Genomic DNA, 17,390 nt, shown 5'->3' on the forward strand with positions numbered 1-17,390 from the left:
GGGGCTGCAGGTTGGCTTGGCCTGCATGCAGATTAGCGCAGCGGCGCCGCCCACCACCCCGGCAGCAGCCGCTTCACCTCCGGCCGCGCGAAGCGGTCGTCGATCAGGTGGATCACGCCTTCGTCGCTGGGCGTGCGGATCACGCGGCCGGCGGCCTGCACCACCTTCTGCAGGCCCGGGTAGAGGTAGGTGTAGTCGTAGCCCTGCGCCTTGCCGAAGCGCGCGGCCATGCGTTCGCGCATGCGCTCGTTGGTCTCGTTGAGCGGCGGCAGGCCCAGCGTGGCGATGAAGGCGCCGATCAGCCGGCTGCCGGGCAAGTCGATGCCCTCGCCGAACTGGCCGCCCAGCACCGCGAAGCCCACGCCGGCGCCGCCTTCCTCGAAGCGGGCCAGGAAGCCATCGCGTTCCGCCGCCGCCATGCCGCGGGCCTGCAGCCAGTGCGGCACTTCCGGATGCCGCTCGGCCAGCAGCGCGGCGGCGCGCTGCAGGTAGTCGAAGCTGCTGAAGAAGGCCAGGTAGTTGCCCGGGCGCTGCGCATACTGCCGGCCAATCAGCTCGGCGATGGGTCCCAGCGAGGCATCGCGGTGCTGCCAGCGGGTGGAGATGTGCCGCGCCACTTGTATGGACAACTGACGCGCCTCGAAGGGCGACTCCACGTCCACCGCCACCGTGTCCGCGGGCAGGCCTAGCAGGTCGGTGTAGAAGTTGGTGGGCGTGAGCGTGGCCGAGAACAGCGTGCTGGTGTGCGCGGCCGCGAAGCGCGGCGCCAGGAAGGGCGCGGGCACCAGGTTGCGCACGCACAGCACCGAGCCGGGCTTGGCCAGCGCGCTGCCGCCGCCGGTGCTGCGGGTGACGTCGAACAGCGAATGGTCGCCGAAGCTCTCCAGCAGCCGGGCGAAGTGCGTGGCGTCGAAGAAGAAGTTGAGCAGCGCGCTGGCGATGCCTTCGGGCTGCTCGGCCAGCTGCTCGGCGATGGCGGCGATGGCCTGCTGCAGCGCGGTGGCGATGTCGTCCGGCACCTGCGCCAGCGCGCTGTAGTCGGCCGGCTGCGCCGCGGCCAGGGCGGCCCAGGCCTTGTGCAGCTTGTTCAACGCCCGCTTGGGCAGGCCGGTGGCCTCACGCCGCACGGCCTGCAGCGTGGCCTGGTCCAGCTCGGCGGTGTACATGCTGCGGGCGCGGTCGACCAGGTTGTGCGCCTCGTCCACCAGCAGGCCCACGCGCCAGCCTTGCTGGGCGGTGAGCGCATGCAGCAGGGCGCTGCCGTCGAAGAAGTGGTTGTAGTCGGCCACCACCACGTCGGCCCAGCGCACCAGCTCCTGCGCCAGGTAGTAGGGGCACACCGCATGGGCCGCGGCCACCGCGCGCAGTGCCTCGCGCGGCAACGGGCCGGGGGCCTGCACCGCGGCGGCACGGGCGGCGGGCAGTCGGTCGTAGAAGCCACGGGCCAGCGGGCAGCTGTCGCCATGGCAGGCCTTGTCGGGATGCTCGCAGGCCTTGTCGCGGGCGGTGATCTCGATCACCCGCAGCGGCCCGGCGCCGTCCGCGCGGGCCATCATGGACAGCGAATCCAGCGCCAGCTGCCGGCCCGAGCCCTTGGCGGTGAGGAAGAACAGCTTGTCGATGCGCTGGCCCGGCGCGGCCTTGAGCAGCGGGAACAGCGTGCCCACCGTCTTGCCGATGCCGGTGGGTGCCTGCGCCAGCAGGCAGCGGCCGCGCACCGCGGCGCGGTAGACGTTCTCGGCCAGCATGCGCTGGCCGCGGCGGAAGCCGCCATGCGGAAAGGCCAGCGCCTGCAGCGCCGCATCGCGCGCACCGCGGTGGGCCTGCTCCTGTGCGGCCCAGTCGGCAAAGCGCTGCACCTGCAGCGCGAGAAAGGCCTCCAGCGCGTCGGCGCCATGCACCTCCACCAGCGTGGTCTCGGTCTGCTTGTCGACGTGGAAGTACACCAGCGCCAGCTCGATCTGCGCCAGGCCCTGCTGGCGGCACAGCAGCGCGCCGTAGACCTTGAGCTGCGCCCAGTGCAGCGCGCGGTGGTTGGCCGGGATGGCATCGAACTCGCCGCGGTAGGTCTTGACCTCCTCCAGCCGGCCGCGCGTGGCATCGAAGCCGTCGGCCCGGCCGCGCAGCCGCAGCGGCCCGACGTCGGCCGACAGGCTCAGCTCGGCCTGGTAACCGGCGCCCCGCCGCGCGGCCACGGTGGCGTGGCCCTCCATGCCTTCGGCCGCGGTGGGCGAGGGCGTGAAGCGCAGGTCGAGGTCGCCCTCCTTGGCGGTGAACTCGCACATCGCGCACGGCGGTGGGGTAGGGGGCAGGAGCGGCGGGTGCGGGCGGCGCGTCGGAGTCGGGAATGCGGGACGCCATGCGGCGATGTTAGGCGCTGGCCTCGTCGGCCTCCGGCGCGGTGCGCACGACACCCAGCTTGAGGCCCAGCATGCCGAAGACGCGGTTCATCGTCTGCACCGTGCCTTCGCTGCGCTCCTGCTCGATGTCCTGCAGGGTGCGGTAGGCCACGCCGGAGAGCTTGGCCATCTCGGCCGTGGTCAGGCGCATGGTCTTCTTCAGGTGCCGCAGGGCCTGGGCCAGCGACCATTCCGGATGCGCCAGCACATCGTCGATCGCCCGTTGGCGCAGGGCGAGCTGCTCGGGCAGGGGCAGGGTGTTGTAGCGCTTGTCCATGGCCTTATGCCTACTCCAGCTGCGACAGGCGCTCGGCCTGCGCGAGGAGGCCCGGCCGCAGCAGTTGCAGCAGCTCGGCGTCCAGACCCATGGCTTGGCCGTCGGCGGCGATGTCGGCCAGCGCGGGCGCCATGGCGCGCAGGCCGGCGGCCAGCGTCGGCCGGTCCAGCACCGGCGCCGGGACCGCCGGGCGCCGGCCGCGCCCCTTGGGCCGGGCCGTGGCCAGCGCGCACACACGGTCGAGCACCCGGCCCCAGTCGGGCTGGCCGCCGTCGTTGTCCTCCCAGCGGATGCGCCGCGCGATGCCGTCGGGGTGCAGCAGCATCGGCGCGAAGTCGTACAGCGGCGTGAGCGCGATGTGGCCTGCAAAGTCGCGCTGCACCGCGGTGTTGCGGGCGTGGTTGTCCTTGTTGCCCAGCGCCAGGTTGGCCACGTCGCGCTTCAGGTACTCGAGCACTTCTGCTTGAGGGTCGCTGCAGTGACGCAGCAGCGCGGCGCACACCTGGTCGTGGCTGGGTACCGCGTCGAAGCCGGGCAGGCCCGTCAGCGTGGCGATGCTTTCCTGTGCCAGGCGGGTGACGCGGCCATCGGCTACCCGGCGGTCGAAGCGTGGAATGAACAGCGCGCGCTGGTGCAGCATCAGCGGCGCATGCACCCGCAGCCCCAGGCGGCGCGCGATGTCCATATAAGGCGCCTCATGCTCCAGGATGCGCGCGAGCTGCCGGTCGGTGCCTCGGCCGAACTTGACGATGTAGTGCTGCACCGCCAGTTCGTCGGGCAGCGTGTGGTCCAGATAAAGCAGGCCGTCCCCGGCCCGGGTGAGCAGCACTTTCGGCCATTCACCCTGCACGCCCGACGAACCCGCGACGAACAGGCCGTGCGAAGCCAGGTACTCCGAGAACCCGTCGCCGCGCTCGGCCACCTGCTCATCGGTGAAGCCGAGGTGGGGGGCCGGTCTGCTGCGCCAGCCATGCGGCCGCTTCCTTCACCCGGAGATGACCGATGGGGTTGCCCGCCCCCACCAGCAGCAGCCGCCAGTCGGCGGGCGTGCCGGCGGTGGCCGGCTGGCCGATGCGCCGCAGCAGCTCCTGGCGACCGAAGCCCTGCGGCAGCATGTCGATCAGGAACACCGGCCAGTGCGGCGCTTGCAGCGGCTCCAGGCCGACCGGCCAGCGCGCGCAGGCGGCATGGGCGTCGGCCGCGCCGGTGTGCTCGAAGGCCCAGTCCACCGCATAGCCGGAATAGGTCTTCGCGCGCCAGCCCTCTGCCTCGGCACCTTGCAAGCCAACGCTGCCGACGTTGCGCCAGGCGCCGTCGATGTGGAGTTGCAGCGTGCAGGCAGCAGTCATTTGCACGAAATTCTAGGGGATTCAGCAGCCAGTGCGGGGTTGATTTAGCTATTTTTCCGTGCTTAAACCACCGGCAACGCCACCACCACCCGCGCCCCGCGCGGCACCATGCCCTCCATCCACACCTGCCCGCCCTGGCGCTCGACGATCTCCTTGACGATGGACAGGCCCAGGCCGCAGCCCTCGCCGTCCTCGGCCACGCGCATGAAGCGCTCGAACACCCGCTCGCGGGCCTCGGGCGGCACGCCGGGGCCGTTGTCCTCCACCTCCAGGCGGGCGCGGTCGGCCTGCTGGCGCACGCGCAGCGTCACCTCGGCGCCGCGGCCGGCGTAGCGCAGGGCGTTGTCGATCAGGTTCAGCACCGCCTCGCGCAGCAGCAGCGCATTGGCATGCACCCGCAGCGGCGGCAGCCCGTCGCCGGTGTCCACGCCCAGGTCGATGCCGGCGCGCAGCGCCCGCGGCACCTGCTCGGCCACCAGCTCCTGCGCGAAGCGGCGCAGGTCGAGCTCGGTGCGGTCCTGGGCGATGCTGGCCTCGGGCTCGGCCCGCGCCAGCGTCAGCAGCTGGTTGACCAGGTGGGCGCTGCGCGCCGCACTCGCCTGCACCCGCTGCAGCCGGGCCTGCATCTCGGGATCGGTGGCGCTGTGCAGGGCCAGCTCGGTCTGGCTCTTCAGGCCGGCCAGCGGCGTGCGCAGCTGGTGCGCCGCATCGGCGATGAAGCGCTTCTGCACCGCCACGCTGGCGCGCACCTCGGCCAGCAGCTGGTTGAGCGCGCCGGCCAGCGCATGCAGCTCCAGCGGTGCTTCCTGCAGCCGGATGGGCGCCAGGTCGTTGGGCGCGCGGCCTTCCACCTCGCGGCGCAGCCGGGTCAGTGGCGCCAGGCCGGCGCGGATGCCGGCCCACACGATCATGGTCATCAGCCCGATCAGGCCCGACAGCGGCAGCAGCGTGTCGAACAGGATGCTGCGGGCCAGGTCTTCGCGGTTGGCGCTGCTGCGGGCCACCTGCACCAGCATGGTCTGTGGCGGCGCGTCGATGCCGCCATAGCTCAGGTACAGCGCGGCCACCCGCACCCGCACCTCGGGCGCGAAGGGCGCCTGCGAGATGCGCATGCTGCCGTCGTAGAAAGTGGGCGTGTTCAGCGGCGGATGCGCCACCGGCGGGGGCGGCGGCACCTGGTTGTTGCCGAGGATGAACTGTCCGGGCGGCGTGCTCACGGTGTACATGAGCTTGTCGGTGGGATCGGCCTCCAGCACGTCCTGCGCGGCCCGCGGGAAGTCGATCAGCAGCCCGTTGTCCAGCGGCTTGAGCTGGCGCGCCAGCGCGCGCGTGGCCTGCAGCAGGCTGGCATCCACCGCGCGGTTGGCATAACCGGCGGCCAGCCGGTAGGTGGCGGCGCCGCCGGCCATCCACAGCACCAGCTGCGGCAGCACCAGCCACAGCAGCAGCTGCCGGCTCAGGGATCGCTGGCTGCGCATGGCGGGCGCTTCAGCGCGCCTCGGCTTCCAGCAGGTAGCCCAGGCCGCGGATGGTGCGGATCACCAGGCCCGAGCCCTCGAACTTGCGGCGCAGCCGGTGGATGTACACCTCGGTGGAATTGCCGCCGGCCGGCTCGCCGCCGTCGGTGCCCCAGGCCTGCGCGATCTGCTCCTTGGTCACCACGCGGTCGCGGTGCGTCACCAGCAGGTCCAGCAGCGTCCATTCGCGCGGGCTGAGTTCCAGCAGGCTGCCGTCGATGCTGGCGCGCCGCGCCTCGCGCGCGAAGCTCAGCCGCCCCACCTCCAGCTCGCCGGCGGCCGCGGCCGGCTGCGTGCGGCGCAGCAGGGCGCGCAGCCGGGCTTCCAGCTCGGGGAAGTCGAAGGGCTTGGTGATGTAGTCGTCGGCGCCGGCGTTCAGGCCGGCCACGCGGCTGTCCAGGCCGTCCATCGCGGTGAGCACCACCACGGGCAGCGTCGGCTTGGCCGCGCGCACATGCTTGAGCACCGTCAGGCCGTCCATCATCGGCAGGCCCAGGTCGAGGATCGCGAGGTCGAAGGGCTGCTTCAGCAGCAGGTATTCGGCCACCGGCCCGTTGGGCGCGTGCTCCACCGTGAAGCCGGCGCGCTGCAGCTGCGCCACCAGCGCATCGGCCAGCAGGGCATCGTCTTCGGCAAGCAGCAGGTTCATGGCTGGGAGCTTAACGCGGCGTTAAGGCTGCGGCCATGCGGGCCCGCCCGGGGTGGGCGTTGGCGACGCACCCCGCGTTAATGAATCGTTAAGGGTTCCCCCGAATGACGATGTTGGCAAGGCAACGTTAATCTTTCGTTCATCCGGAGTTCAGCTTCGGACGCTGCATCCCTGTTCAACCCAACAAAGCACACCGCCATGAGACAAGACACCGCCTCCACCGCGTTCGCCCCCCGCCTGCTGGCCCTGGCCGCCGCGCTCACGCTGGCCACGGCCGCCCGCGCCGGCGACCTGGAAGTGCTGCACTACTGGACCAGCGGCGGCGAGGCCAAGGCCGCCTCGGCGCTGAAGGCCACGATGCAGCAGAAGGGCCACACCTGGAAGGACTTCGCGGTGGCCGGCGGCGGTGGCGATGCGGCGATGACGGTGCTGAAGTCGCGCGTGGTCTCGGGCAATGCCCCGGCCGCGGCGCAGATCAAGGGCCCATCCATCCAGGAATGGGCGCGCGAAGGCGTGCTGGCCAACGTCGACGACGTGGCCAAGGCCGAGAAGTGGGACGAGCTGCTGCCCAAGGCCGTGTCCGACGTGATGAAGTACAAGGGCAACTACGTGGCCGTGCCGGTCAACGTGCACCGCGTCAACTGGCTGTGGGCCAACCCCGAGGCGCTGAAGAAGGCCAATGCCAAGCTGCCCACCAACTGGGACGAGTTCTTCACCACCGCCGAGGCGCTGAAGAAGGCCGGCATCATCCCCGTCGCCCACGGCGGCCAGGCCTGGCAGGACTTCACCACCTTCGAGAGCGTGGCCCTGGGCATCGGCGGCACCGACTTCTACAAGAAGGCCTTCGTGCAGCTGGACGCGGCCACGCTGGGCGGCGCCACCATGGAGAAGGTGCTCACCACCTTCAAGAAGATCAAGGACTACACCGACAAGAACGCCAACGGCCGCGACTGGAACCTGGCCACCGCCATGGTCATCAAGGGCGAGGCCGGCATGCAGCTGATGGGCGACTGGGCCAAGGGCGAGTTCGTGGCCGCCGGCAAGGTGCCGGGCAAGGACTTCCTGTGCGCCGCCGCTCCCGGCACCGGCAGCGCCTACACCTTCAACATCGACTCGTTCGCGATGTTCAAGGTCAAGGGCGACACCAAGGCCCAGAAGGACCTGGCCGCGGCCATCATGTCCACCGACTTCCAGGAACAGTTCAGCCTGAACAAGGGTTCCATCCCGGTGCGGCTGAACATGAACATGGCCAAGTTCGACGACTGCGCCAAGCTCTCCAGCAAGGACTTCGTCGACACCGCCAAGACCGGCGCGCTGGTGCCCTCCATCGCCCACGGCATGGCGGTGCCGCCGGCGGTGGAAGGCGCGATGAAGGACGTGGTGAGCCAGTTCTGGAACAGCGACCGCATGACCGCCAAGGACGCGATGGCCAAGCTGGCCTCGGCCGCCAAGACCAAGTAAGCGCGCCGCCGCGCCGCCCCTTCCGGGAATCCCCATGTCCGCACCGTCCCAGCTGCGCACGCCGTGGCTGCCCAGGCTCGTCGTCGCGCCGAGCTTCCTGCTCGGCTTCCTGTTCATCTACGGGCTCATCGCGTGGAACGGCTACCTCTCGGTGTCCGAATCGCGCCTGCTGCCCAACTACGAGTTCGCCGGCCTGCAGCAGTACGTGGCCCTGTTCGAAAGCGAACGCTTCCGCGTCGCGCTGACCAACATGGCCATCTTCGGCACGCTGTTCGTGGCCGGGGCGATGGCGCTGGGGTTGCTGCTGGCGATCCTGCTGGACCAGAAGGTGCGCGCGGAAGGGGCGCTGCGCACCATCTACCTGTACCCGATGGCGATCTCGTTCATCGTCACCGGCACGGCCTGGAAGTGGATGCTCAACCCGGGCCTGGGGCTGGAAAGCGTGGTGCGGCAATGGGGCTTCACCAGCTTCACCTTCGACTGGCTGGTGAACCCGGACAAGGCCATCTACTGCGTGGCCATCGCCGGCATCTGGCAGAGCGCCGGCTTCGTGATGGCGCTGTTCCTGGCCGGGCTGCGCGGCATCGACGACTCCATCATCAAGGCCGCGCAGGTGGACGGCGCCAGCCTGCCGCGCATCTACTGGCGCATCGTGGTGCCCAGCCTGCGGCCGGTGTTCTTCAGCACGCTGATGGTGGTGAGCCACCTGGCCATCAAGAGCTTCGACCTGGTGATGGCGCTCACTGCCGGCGGCCCCGGCTATGCCACCGACCTGCCGGCCACCTTCATGTATGCAATGGCCTTCACCCGCGGCCAGATCGGCCTGGGCGCGGCCAGCGCCACGGTGATGCTGGCCACCGTGGCCGCCATCGTGGTGCCCTATCTCTACAGCGAACTGAGGAGGCCGAAATGAAGGCCGCGACCGTCCACCGCATCCTGCTGTGGGGCATGCTGGTGCTGTTTGCGCTGTACTTCCTCACGCCGATGTACGTGATGGTGAGCACCTCGCTGAAGGACATGGACCAGGTGCGCGACGGCAGCCTGCTGTCCCTGCCCACGCGGCCCACCACCGAGGCCTGGGCCAAGGCCTGGAGCGGCGCCTGCACCGGCACCGACTGCAACGGGCTGAAGCCCTTCTTCCTCAACTCGCTGCTGCTGGTGGTGCCCGCGGTGCTGGTGTCCAGCGCCATTGGCGCGGTCAACGGCTACGTGCTGGCCAAGTGGCGCTTTCCGGGCAGCGAGACGATGTTCGCCTTCCTGCTGTTCGGCGTGTTCATGCCGATGCAGGTGGTGCTGCTGCCGATGAGCCAGGTGCTGGGTTGGCTGGGCATCGCCAGCAGCCTGTGGGGGCTGATCCTGATCCACGTGCTGGCGGGCATCCCTTCCACCACGCTGTTCTTCCGCAACTACTACGTGGGCCTGCCGGATGAACTGGTGAAGGCGGCGATGCTGGACGGCGCGTCGTTCTGGCAGATCTTCTTCCGCATCGTGCTGCCGCTGTCCACGCCGATCGTGGTGGTCACGCTGATCTGGCAGTTCACCAACATCTGGAACGACTTCCTCTACGGCGTGGTGTTTTCCGGCGCCGACAGCAAGCCCATCACCGTCGGCCTGAACAACCTGGCCAACACCAGCAGCTCGGTCAAGGAATACAACGTGGACATGGCGGCCGCCCTCATCGCGGCGCTGCCCACGCTCTTCGTCTACGTGGTGGCGGGCAAGTACTTCGTGCGCGGGCTGACGGCCGGCGCGGTGAAAGGTTGATGAACATGGGTGCGCTTTCGATCCGCCAGGTCCGCAAGACCTTCAACAACACGGTGCACATCCTCAAGGGCATCGACATCGAGATCGACCCGGGCGAGTTCCTGATCCTGGTCGGCCCCTCGGGCTGCGGCAAGAGCACGCTGCTGTCGATGATCGCGGGGCTGGACACGCCCACGTCCGGCAGCATCCACATCGGCGAGCGCGACGTGACGCACCTGCCGAGCAAGGACCGCGACATCGCGATGGTGTTCCAGAGCTATGCGCTGTACCCGAACATGAACGTGGCGCAGAACATCGCCTTCGGCCTGGAGATCCGCAAGGTGCCCAAGCCGCAGCGCGAAGAAACCGTGCAGCGCGTGGCCAAGATGCTGCAGCTGGGCCACCTGCTGGACCGCAAGCCGGGCCAGTTGTCGGGCGGCCAGCGGCAGCGCGTGGCCATGGGCCGGGCGCTGGCCCGCGACCCCAAGCTGTTCCTGTTCGACGAGCCGCTGAGCAACCTGGACGCCAAGCTGCGCGTGGAGATGCGCGCCGAGATCAAGCTGCTGCACCAGCGCACCAGGACCACCACGGTGTACGTGACGCACGACCAGGTGGAGGCGATGACGCTGGGCGACCGCATCGCGGTGATGAAGGACGGCGTGGTGCAACAGTTCGGCACGCCGGAGGACATCTACGAGCGGCCGGCCACGCGCTTCGTGGCCGAGTTCATCGGCTCGCCGGCCATGAACATGCTGCAGGCCCGCCAGGCGGGCGGCAGCGTGGTGGCACACGGCATCGAGCTGGCCACGCACGAGGCACAGCGGGTGGCGCTGGCGGGCGCTGGCGGCGAGCTGATCTACGGCCTGCGCCCCGAGAACATTGCGCTGGCCGACAGCGGCCTGCCCGGCACGCTTTCGCTCATCGAACCCACCGGCCCCGAGACCTACGCCACGGTGGACACCGCGGCCGGCCCGCTCACCATCCGCGTGCCGGGCAACCTGCGCGCGCACGTGGGCGACGCGGTGCACCTGCGCTGGGACGCGGCGCATGCGCATCTGTTCGATGCCGCGACGGAGTTGCGGGTGGCGTAGCCGGTCGGTGCGATAAGCGTTGGTTGTATACAACGACGGGCCAGCAGGCCAGGGCGGCGGGCAGAGAATCCGCGACCCCGCTCCGGGGGAAGAAGTCAAAACATCATGAACAAGACAGCCATCGCCATCGTCTCCCTCGCCGCCGCCGTGTGCGCCGGCACTGCCTCGGCCCAGGCCTACCTCGGTGCCGGCATCAGCGCTGCCCGCATCAACGTCGACTGCGACGGCGCCGACCGCTGCGACCGCAGCGACACCGGCGGCAAGCTGTACGGCGGCTGGCGCTTCGGCAACGGCCTGGCAGCCGAGCTGGGCTACATCTCCTTCGGCAAGGCCACGGCGTCCGACGCCGGCCTGTCGGGCGACGTGAAGGTCAGCGGCTTCACCGTGGCCGCCGCCTACCGTGCGCCCATCGCCACCGACTGGGCCCTGACCGGCCGCCTGGGCATCGCTTCGCTGAAGACCAAGGTCTCGGCCTCGGCCGGCAGCCTGAGCGGCTCGGACGACGAGCGCCACACCAGCCCCTACCTCGGCCTGGCCGTGGACTACGCCTTCACGCCCATGCTGAAGCTCGAGCTGTCGGCCGACTTCAGCCGCGCCAAGTACGACAGCGAGAAGGCCGCCGTGCGCAGCCTCGGCCTGGGCCTGCGCTACGACTTCTGAGGTCGGCGCAAGCGACCCCATCGAAGCGGCCTGCGGGCCGCTTTTTTCATGGCTGGCGCGGCGGTGGCGTGTCCACGCTTCATCGGCCAGGCGCAACCGGCTCCGGCTGCGGCCTGAGCGGGCTACCTGCCTCATCCACGGCCGGCGCATCGGCGGCCTGCCGCACATGCGCCTGCACCCAGTCCACGATGCGCGAGGCCGCATCGCGGCGGCAGGCGGGCTGGCCCTGGCCCAGGAAGCCGTGGCCTTCGTTGGGGTAGAGCACCATCTCGGCCGGCGTGTCGCCGGCGCGCAGCAGGCTCACGAACAGCTCCTCCGACTGGCACTTGGGGCAGCGCTCGTCCTCCTTGCCCTGCAGGAACAGCGTCGGCGTCCTGGAGCGCTCCACATGCTGGATCGGCGACAGCCGGCGCGCGGTCTCGCGGTTGAAGCGGGGCGCCGAATCCACGTACAGCGGGTCGGCGTAATAACCGCCGTCGGAGGTGCCGTAGTGCGTTTCGATGTTGCCCACCGGGGCCATCACCACCGCCGCCTGGAAGCGCTGCGTGTGGCCGGTGGCCCAGCAGCTCAGGTAGCCGCCATACGACTTGCCCGACACCGCCACCCGTCCATCGCACAGGCCCTGCGCCTGCAGCTGGTCGATGGCGGCCAGGTGCTGCGGCAGGTCCAGCTCGCCCCAGTGGCCGGACAGGCGCCGGCAGAACTCGGTGCCGAAGCTGGCCGAGCCCACCGCGTTCAGCGCCAGCACCGCCCAGCCGCGCGAGCACAGCACCTGCCAGAACACGTTGGTCTCGAAGTCCAGCAGCGCATAGCTGGCCGGGCCGCCGTGCATGTCGTTCAGCAAGGGCATCGGGCCCTGAGCGCCGGCCGCATGCAGCAGCCAGCCTTCGATGGTCTCGATGCCGCCTTCGCCGTCGGGCACGTCGAACCGCAGGGGCTTGGCCTCGATGGGCGTGCGCTGCGACCACCAGGGATTGAGGCTGCTGATGCAGCGCTCGTCGCCTTCGTCGGCGCCCGGCGTGCGGGTCCACAGCTCGTTGGGCAGGCTGGGATGGTCCACCGTGTACACCAGCCGGTCCGGCAGGCAGGCCAGGGCGCCGAGCTGCCGGTCGCCGGCGGCCAGCACCTTCAGCCCGCCGTCGGCCACATCCACCGCCACCACCGCATGGCGGCCGCGGTGGGCGCGCAGCAGCACGATCCCGTCGCCATCGACCGACCAGTGCAGCGACTCCGGGTCGGCCACCTCCAGCAGGTCCAGCGCCAGGCCGCGCACCTGGCCGGTGGCGGCATCGGCCAGCCACAGCCGGGTCTGCGCATCGCCTTCGTCCACCGCGCCGGAGAAGGCGATGCGGCGTGCGTCCGGCGACCACATCGGCTGCATCACCGTGGCATGTCCATGCGACAGCTGCCGGTGACCCTGGCCGTCGATGCCGCAGGTCCACAGGTCGTAGCGGTGCGCGAAGCGGCCTTCGCGGTTGCGCGCATAGGCCACGTGCAGGCCGTCGGGCGAGACGTCGAAGCCCAGCACGTCGAAGGCGCCGTGGGTCAGCTGCCGTTGCCGGCCGGAGTCCAGGTCGACGGTGAACAGGTGGATCTGCCGCTGCAGCAGGTAGCCCACGCCATCCTGCTTGTAGGGCAGGCGCCAGACCACCTCGGGTGCGGCGGCGCTGCGTGCGGGCGCGGGCGCGTCCGAAGGGCGGCCGCGTAGGTCGGGATCCACCGCCACCGCGGCGGTGACCAGCAGCGAGCGGCCGTCGGGCATCCAGCGCAGCTGCGTCACGCTCTGCGAGAACTGGCCCACCTGGCGCAGTGAGCCACCTTCGGCGTCCATCACGAAGAGCTGCGGTGAGCCACCGCCGCGGGTGGACAGGAAGGCGATCTGCCGGCCGTCGGGCGACCAGCGCGGAGCGGTGTCCTCGCCTTGGCCGTCGGACAGCAGCCGGCCTTCGCCGCAGCCGTCGAACGCAAAGATGCGGATCTGCGAGCCGTGGCTGTCTTCCTGGCGCTGCACGAAGCGCACCGCGCACAGCGCGGCAGGCGCCGCCGGTACCGCATGCAGGGAAGAGACCTTGCGGTGAAGGTCCAGATCGTCGATCTCGAATGGTGTGCGCACGCCGTTCCTCCTGGTGTTGACAGGCCGGGCAGGGCAAGCCGCGCGCCGCTGCAGCTTTGTGCAAGAGCCCGCCAGGATCGGGCAGGTGCCGGGGCGGGGCGCTTCCTAGGATGAAGCCCTCAGCAACCGGCGCCCAGCGCGCCACCGACGGGAGTTCATCGACATGAGCAAGGTGTGGTTCATCACGGGCGCGGGCCGCGGCATCGGCGCCCACATCGCCAACGCAGCCCTGGCCGCCGGTCACCGGGTGGTGGCCACCGGCCGCAACCTGGAACAGCTGCAGCAGGCCTACGCCGGCCACGGCGAGCGGGTGCTGTGCCTGCGGCTGGATGCCACGCAGGAGGCGGACGCCGTCGCCGCGGTGGCGCAGGCCACCGAGCGCTTCGGCCGCATTGACGTGCTGGTCAACAACGCCGGCTACGGCCAGCTGGGCCTGTTCGAGGAAGTGGGCGCCGAGGACGTCGAACGCCAGTTCCAGACCAACGTCTTCGGCCTGATGCACGTCACCCGCGCGGTGCTGCCGGTGATGCGCCGCCAGCGCCAGGGCCATGTGTTCAACCTGTCGTCCATCGGCGGCTTCATGGGCTTCGACGGCGCCTCCATCTACTGCGCAGCCAAGTTCGCGGTGGAGGGCTTCTCCGAATCGCTGGCCCCGGAAGTGGCGCCCTTCGGCATCCGCGTGACCGTGGTGGAACCGGGCTTCTTCCGCACCGATTTCCTGGATGCCAAGTCGGTGCGCTATGGCTCGCGCCGCATCGAGGACTACGCCGGCGCTTCCGGCCAGAACCGCTCCACCTACGAGGCCTACAACCACCAGCAGCCGGGCGACCCGGCGCGCCTGGGCCGGGTGATGGTGACGCTGGCCGACATGTTCGAGCCGCCGCTGCACTTCGTGGCCGGCAGCGACGCGGTGGCCTTCGCCGAAGGTGCCTTCGAGCGGCGCCGCGTGGAGCTGCAGGCCCATGCGGCGCTGTCGGTGACGACGGACGGGCAGTTCTGAGTCGCGTGGCGCGCCGGCTCGTCAACTGCAGCAGCCCGGCCGCGGCTGCTGCCACCGTGCGGCGCGCTTCGGTGCTGCGTTGCCGGCACCTCAACGCAACGCGGCCAGCATGCGGGCCAGCCGCTGCGCATGCCGCTGCAGCGCGGCGCCCACCTCGGCCCGCCGGCCTGCGTCCAGCCGGGCCGACACCGCGGCCACGCTGATCGCCGCCACCGGATGCTCGGCCGGCAGCGCCACGCCCACGGCGGCGGTGCCGGCGAACACCGGGCTGTCGAGGAAGGCGTAGCCGCGGGCCCGGCCTTCCTCCACCGCGGCGCGCACCTGCGCCGCATCCAGCGACGACAGCTTGGCATAACGCGAGGCATTGGCGTCGATGACGTCCTGCGCCTCGTCCGGCGGCAGCTGGCACAGGATGGCCAGGCCGCCGGCGCCCACGCCCAGCGGCCGGCGGATGCCCACGTCCAGCGTCAGCGCCTTGATCGGATAGTCGCCCAGCGCGCGGGCGGTGCACACCGCCTCCAGCCCGCGGCGCTCGCTCAGGTACACGGTGTCCTGCGTCTCGTCGGCGATCTCGGCCAGCACCGGCTCGCAGTGCGCGGCCAGCTGCAGCCGCGGGTAGGCCAGCATGCCCAGCTCATGCAGCAGCGGCCCCAGGAAGTACTTGCGCGTGACCGGATGCCGCTCCAGCAGGCCTTCCACCTCCAGCCGCTGCAGCATACGGAAGCAGGTGGAAGTGGGCAGCCCGGTGGCGGTGGCCACGTCGCCCAGCCGCATGCCGCCGCGCCCGCGGGGAGGCCACGGCCCGCAGCAGGCCCACCACGCGCTCGATGCTCTGGGTGCCGTGGCGCGGCTCGGCCGATGGGGTGTGCTGTGTCATGGTTCGGGCCGTGCTGAAGAACGTTTCCACGATGCGGCAGAACCTGGGGTTCCACCCGAACGCCGCGGTGGGGCTTCCATCCTTCAATGGTAGGACAGGCCCACCGCAGGAGTTTCCACAACGTGACAACCAACCCCACGCGCGTGCCGCAGACCATGACCGAGAAGATCCTCGCCCGCTGCAGTGGCCGGGCCTCGGTGCAGCCCGGCGACGAGATCGAGGCCCGGCCCGATTTCGTCATCAGCTACGACTTCCCCGGCTACACCGACGTGTTCTTCAAGGAAGCGCGGGAGGAGTTCGGCGTGCAGCAGGTGGCCACGCCCGAGCGCTACGTCCTGTTCATCGACCACATGATTCCCGCGGCCGCGCCCAAGGAAGAGGAACTGCACCGCGGCACCCGTGCCTGGGGCGCGGCGCAGGGCGTGCCGGTGCATGAGCGCAAGGGCATCGGCCACCAGGTGTCGGCCGAGCTGGGCTATGCCACGCCGGGCGCCTTCATCGTGCACTTCGACGGCCATGTGAGCCAGCTGGGTGCCTTCGGTGCCTATGCCTTCGGCGCGCGCAAGGGCGTGCTGGAGGCCTATGTGTCCGAGACCATCGCGCTGCGCGTGCCGCCCACGGTGAAGATCGTGCTCACCGGCAGCTTGCAGCCCGGCGTGATGGCACGCGACGTGTTCCACCACCTGGTGCGGGTGATGGGTCCTTCGTCCTGCGCCTTCAAGGCGGTGGAGCTGTGCGGCCCGGTGATCGACGCGATGAGCATGGAAGGCCGCCAGACGATTTGCGGCCAGGCGATGTTCCTTGGCGCCACCACCATGCTGGTGGCGCCCGATGCCCGCACGATGGACTGGCTGCAGGGCCGCCAGCGGCTGCAGGTGCCGCCGGTGCAGCCGGACGAGGATGCGGTCTACGAGCAGGTGGTCAGCATCGACGTGTCGGCGCTGCAGCCCATCGTGGTGGTGCCGCCCAGCCCGGCCAACACCCGCGACCTGTCGGCCCACCTGGGGCTGGCGGTGCATTCGGGCTACCTCGGCTCCTGCGCCAGCGGCCGGCTGGAAGACCTGCGCATCGCGGCGGAGGTGCTGCGCGGCCGGCAGGTGAAGCCCGGCTTCCAGCTGCACGTGGTGCCCACCTCGCAGGCCATCATGGCGCAGGCCGCCAGGGAAGGGCTGATCGAGACGCTGGTGGAAGCGGGTGCGTTCATCAGCTCGCCCACCTGCGACTACTGCTACGGCCGCATCGCCACCATGGCCGATGGCCAGCGCGCGGTGTCCACCGGCACGCTCAACACGCCGGGCCGCATGGGCAGCGTGGATTCCGAGATCTACCTGTGCAATGCCGCGGTGGTGGCCGCTTCCGCGGTGGAAGGCTGCATCGCCGACCCGCGGCCCTACCTGGAGGCCACCGCATGACAGTCCTGCCCAACCTGCGCGGCCGCGTGGCCTGGGTGTTTGCCGACGACGACTACGACATCGACCTCATCGTGGGCGTGCGCAACATCAAGATCACCGACCTGAACGAACTGGCCGGCCTGGTGCTGGCCGACCAGGCGCCCGGCTTCGCCGCCACGGTGCAGCGCGGCGACCTGCTGGTGGGCGGCCGCAACTTCGGCTACGGCCATCCGCACTATCCGGCGATGCGGGCGATGCGCCACCTGGGCATTGCCGGCGTGGTGGCCGAGTCGTTCTCGCCCGGCTTCTTCCGCGGCGAGATCAGCATGGGGTTCCCGCTGGTCACCTGCCCCGGCATCCTGGGCATGGCGCAACGTGGCGACCTGCTGGAAGTGGACTGGGCCGCGCAACAGGTGCGGCTGCCCGCCCAGGGCCGCTCGCTGCCGCTGCAGCCGCTGGGCGCGGCCGAGCAGGGCACGCTGGAAGCCGGCGGCCTGATTCCCTACCTCAAGGCGCGGCTGGCCCGCGCGCAAGCCCGAACAGGAGACATCGCATGAGCCTGACCAACCGCCAGGAACTTCGCCGCCGCGTGCAGGGCGGCCCCACCTTCTGGTTTGCCGGCGCGCAGGATGCGCTGTCGGCCCTGCTGGTCGACCAGTCCGGCTTCGACGGCGTGTTCTCCACCGGCTTCGGCATCTCGGCCTCGCTGCTGGGCCAGCCCGACATGGAGCTCTACACGCTGAGCGAGAACGTGCAGGTGGTGGACCACATGGCCAACGTGGTGCGCAAGCCCATCTTCGCCGACGCCGACACCGGCTATGGCAACGTGCTGAACGTCGGCCGCACCGTGCGTGCGTTCGAGA

Annotated in this window: 14 protein-coding genes and 2 pseudogenes; 9 read left to right on the forward strand and 7 right to left on the reverse strand. The window is 70.4% G+C overall.

From position 1 onward, the window contains the following. Positions 1-32: 32 nt before the first annotated feature. The 5 genes and pseudogenes from LRS14_RS01005 to LRS14_RS01030 all read right to left on the reverse strand — a co-directional run bounded on the left by LRS14_RS01005 (position 33) and on the right by LRS14_RS01030 (position 6,191). A complete protein-coding gene (locus LRS14_RS01005) occupies positions 33-2,285 on the reverse strand; it encodes an ATP-dependent DNA helicase (RefSeq protein WP_257798260.1) in 2,253 nt (750 codons plus the stop codon). Between the two features lie 85 nt (positions 2,286-2,370). Beyond that, on the reverse strand, positions 2,371-2,676 hold the full coding sequence (locus LRS14_RS01010; protein WP_257798261.1) for a transcriptional regulator: 306 nt from the start codon (positions 2,674-2,676) through the stop codon (positions 2,371-2,373). Between the two features lie 10 nt (positions 2,677-2,686). Further along, positions 2,687-4,025: pseudogene (locus LRS14_RS01015) on the reverse strand (type II toxin-antitoxin system HipA family toxin). Positions 4,026-4,087: 62 nt separating this feature from the next. Beyond that, complete coding sequence (locus tag LRS14_RS01025) at positions 4,088-5,503, reverse strand: sensor histidine kinase (RefSeq protein ID WP_257798264.1); 1,416 nt, start codon at positions 5,501-5,503, stop codon at positions 4,088-4,090. 10 nt (positions 5,504-5,513) lie between these two features. Next, complete coding sequence (locus tag LRS14_RS01030) at positions 5,514-6,191, reverse strand: response regulator transcription factor (protein ID WP_046114511.1); 678 nt, start codon at positions 6,189-6,191, stop codon at positions 5,514-5,516. Positions 6,192-6,389: 198 nt separating this feature from the next. Between LRS14_RS01030 and LRS14_RS01035 the strand changes: the two genes are divergently transcribed. From LRS14_RS01035 to LRS14_RS01055, 5 genes are all read left to right on the forward strand, one after another. After that, positions 6,390-7,652 carry an ABC transporter substrate-binding protein gene (locus tag LRS14_RS01035; RefSeq protein WP_046114510.1) on the forward strand — a complete coding sequence of 421 codons (1,263 nt, stop codon included), beginning with the start codon at positions 6,390-6,392 and terminating at the stop codon, positions 7,650-7,652. Between the two features lie 34 nt (positions 7,653-7,686). Next, positions 7,687-8,565: a carbohydrate ABC transporter permease gene (locus LRS14_RS01040; protein ID WP_257798265.1), complete on the forward strand. Its 879-nt coding sequence runs from the start codon at positions 7,687-7,689 to the stop codon at positions 8,563-8,565. Next, the gene (locus LRS14_RS01045; RefSeq protein ID WP_257798266.1) at positions 8,562-9,416 is read left to right on the forward strand and encodes a carbohydrate ABC transporter permease; all 855 of its coding nucleotides are present in this window, start codon (positions 8,562-8,564) and stop codon (positions 9,414-9,416) included. Before LRS14_RS01040 ends, LRS14_RS01045 begins: the two co-directional genes overlap by 4 nt. 5 nt (positions 9,417-9,421) lie before the next feature. After that, complete coding sequence (locus LRS14_RS01050; protein WP_257798267.1) at positions 9,422-10,486, forward strand: ABC transporter ATP-binding protein; 1,065 nt, start codon at positions 9,422-9,424, stop codon at positions 10,484-10,486. A gap of 105 nt (positions 10,487-10,591) precedes the next feature. Then, the gene (locus tag LRS14_RS01055) at positions 10,592-11,146 is read left to right on the forward strand and encodes an outer membrane beta-barrel protein (protein WP_257798268.1); all 555 of its coding nucleotides are present in this window, start codon (positions 10,592-10,594) and stop codon (positions 11,144-11,146) included. Between the two features lie 79 nt (positions 11,147-11,225). Here LRS14_RS01055 and LRS14_RS30105 read toward each other — a convergent pair whose 3' ends face one another. After that, on the reverse strand, positions 11,226-13,259 hold the full coding sequence (locus LRS14_RS30105) for a S9 family peptidase (protein ID WP_257798269.1): 2,034 nt from the start codon (positions 13,257-13,259) through the stop codon (positions 11,226-11,228). Between the two features lie 163 nt (positions 13,260-13,422). Here LRS14_RS30105 and LRS14_RS01065 point away from each other — a divergent pair, with 163 nt between their 5' ends. Then, positions 13,423-14,259 (forward strand): oxidoreductase, encoded by an 837-nt coding sequence (locus LRS14_RS01065; protein ID WP_257798270.1) that lies wholly within the window; start codon positions 13,423-13,425, stop codon positions 14,257-14,259. A 90-nt stretch (positions 14,260-14,349) separates the two neighbouring features. Here the strand turns inward: LRS14_RS01065 and LRS14_RS01070 are convergent, their stop codons facing one another. Then, positions 14,350-15,033, reverse strand: a complete 684-nt coding sequence (locus tag LRS14_RS01070; RefSeq protein ID WP_257798271.1) for an IclR family transcriptional regulator — start codon at positions 15,031-15,033, stop codon at positions 14,350-14,352. A 225-nt stretch (positions 15,034-15,258) separates the two neighbouring features. Between LRS14_RS01070 and LRS14_RS01075 the strand changes: the two genes are divergently transcribed. From LRS14_RS01075 to LRS14_RS01085, 3 genes and pseudogenes are all read left to right on the forward strand, one after another. Continuing rightward, entirely contained in the window at positions 15,259-16,548 is a 1,290-nt protein-coding gene (locus LRS14_RS01075) for an aconitase family protein (protein ID WP_257798272.1), read from the forward strand. Next, positions 16,545-17,084, forward strand: coding sequence for a 3-isopropylmalate dehydratase (locus LRS14_RS01080; RefSeq protein WP_257798273.1), 540 nt, complete (start codon positions 16,545-16,547; stop codon positions 17,082-17,084). Before LRS14_RS01075 ends, LRS14_RS01080 begins: the two co-directional genes overlap by 4 nt. Further along, positions 17,081-17,371, forward strand: a pseudogene (locus tag LRS14_RS01085) (isocitrate lyase/phosphoenolpyruvate mutase family protein); the annotation flags it as partial. The gene LRS14_RS01080 and the pseudogene LRS14_RS01085, both read left to right, overlap by 4 nt. Positions 17,372-17,390 lie beyond the last annotated feature (19 nt).

This window comes from Aquincola sp. J276, from assembly GCF_024700035.1.
GTDB classification, from domain to species: domain Bacteria; phylum Pseudomonadota; class Gammaproteobacteria; order Burkholderiales; family Burkholderiaceae_C; genus Aquincola; species Aquincola tertiaricarbonis.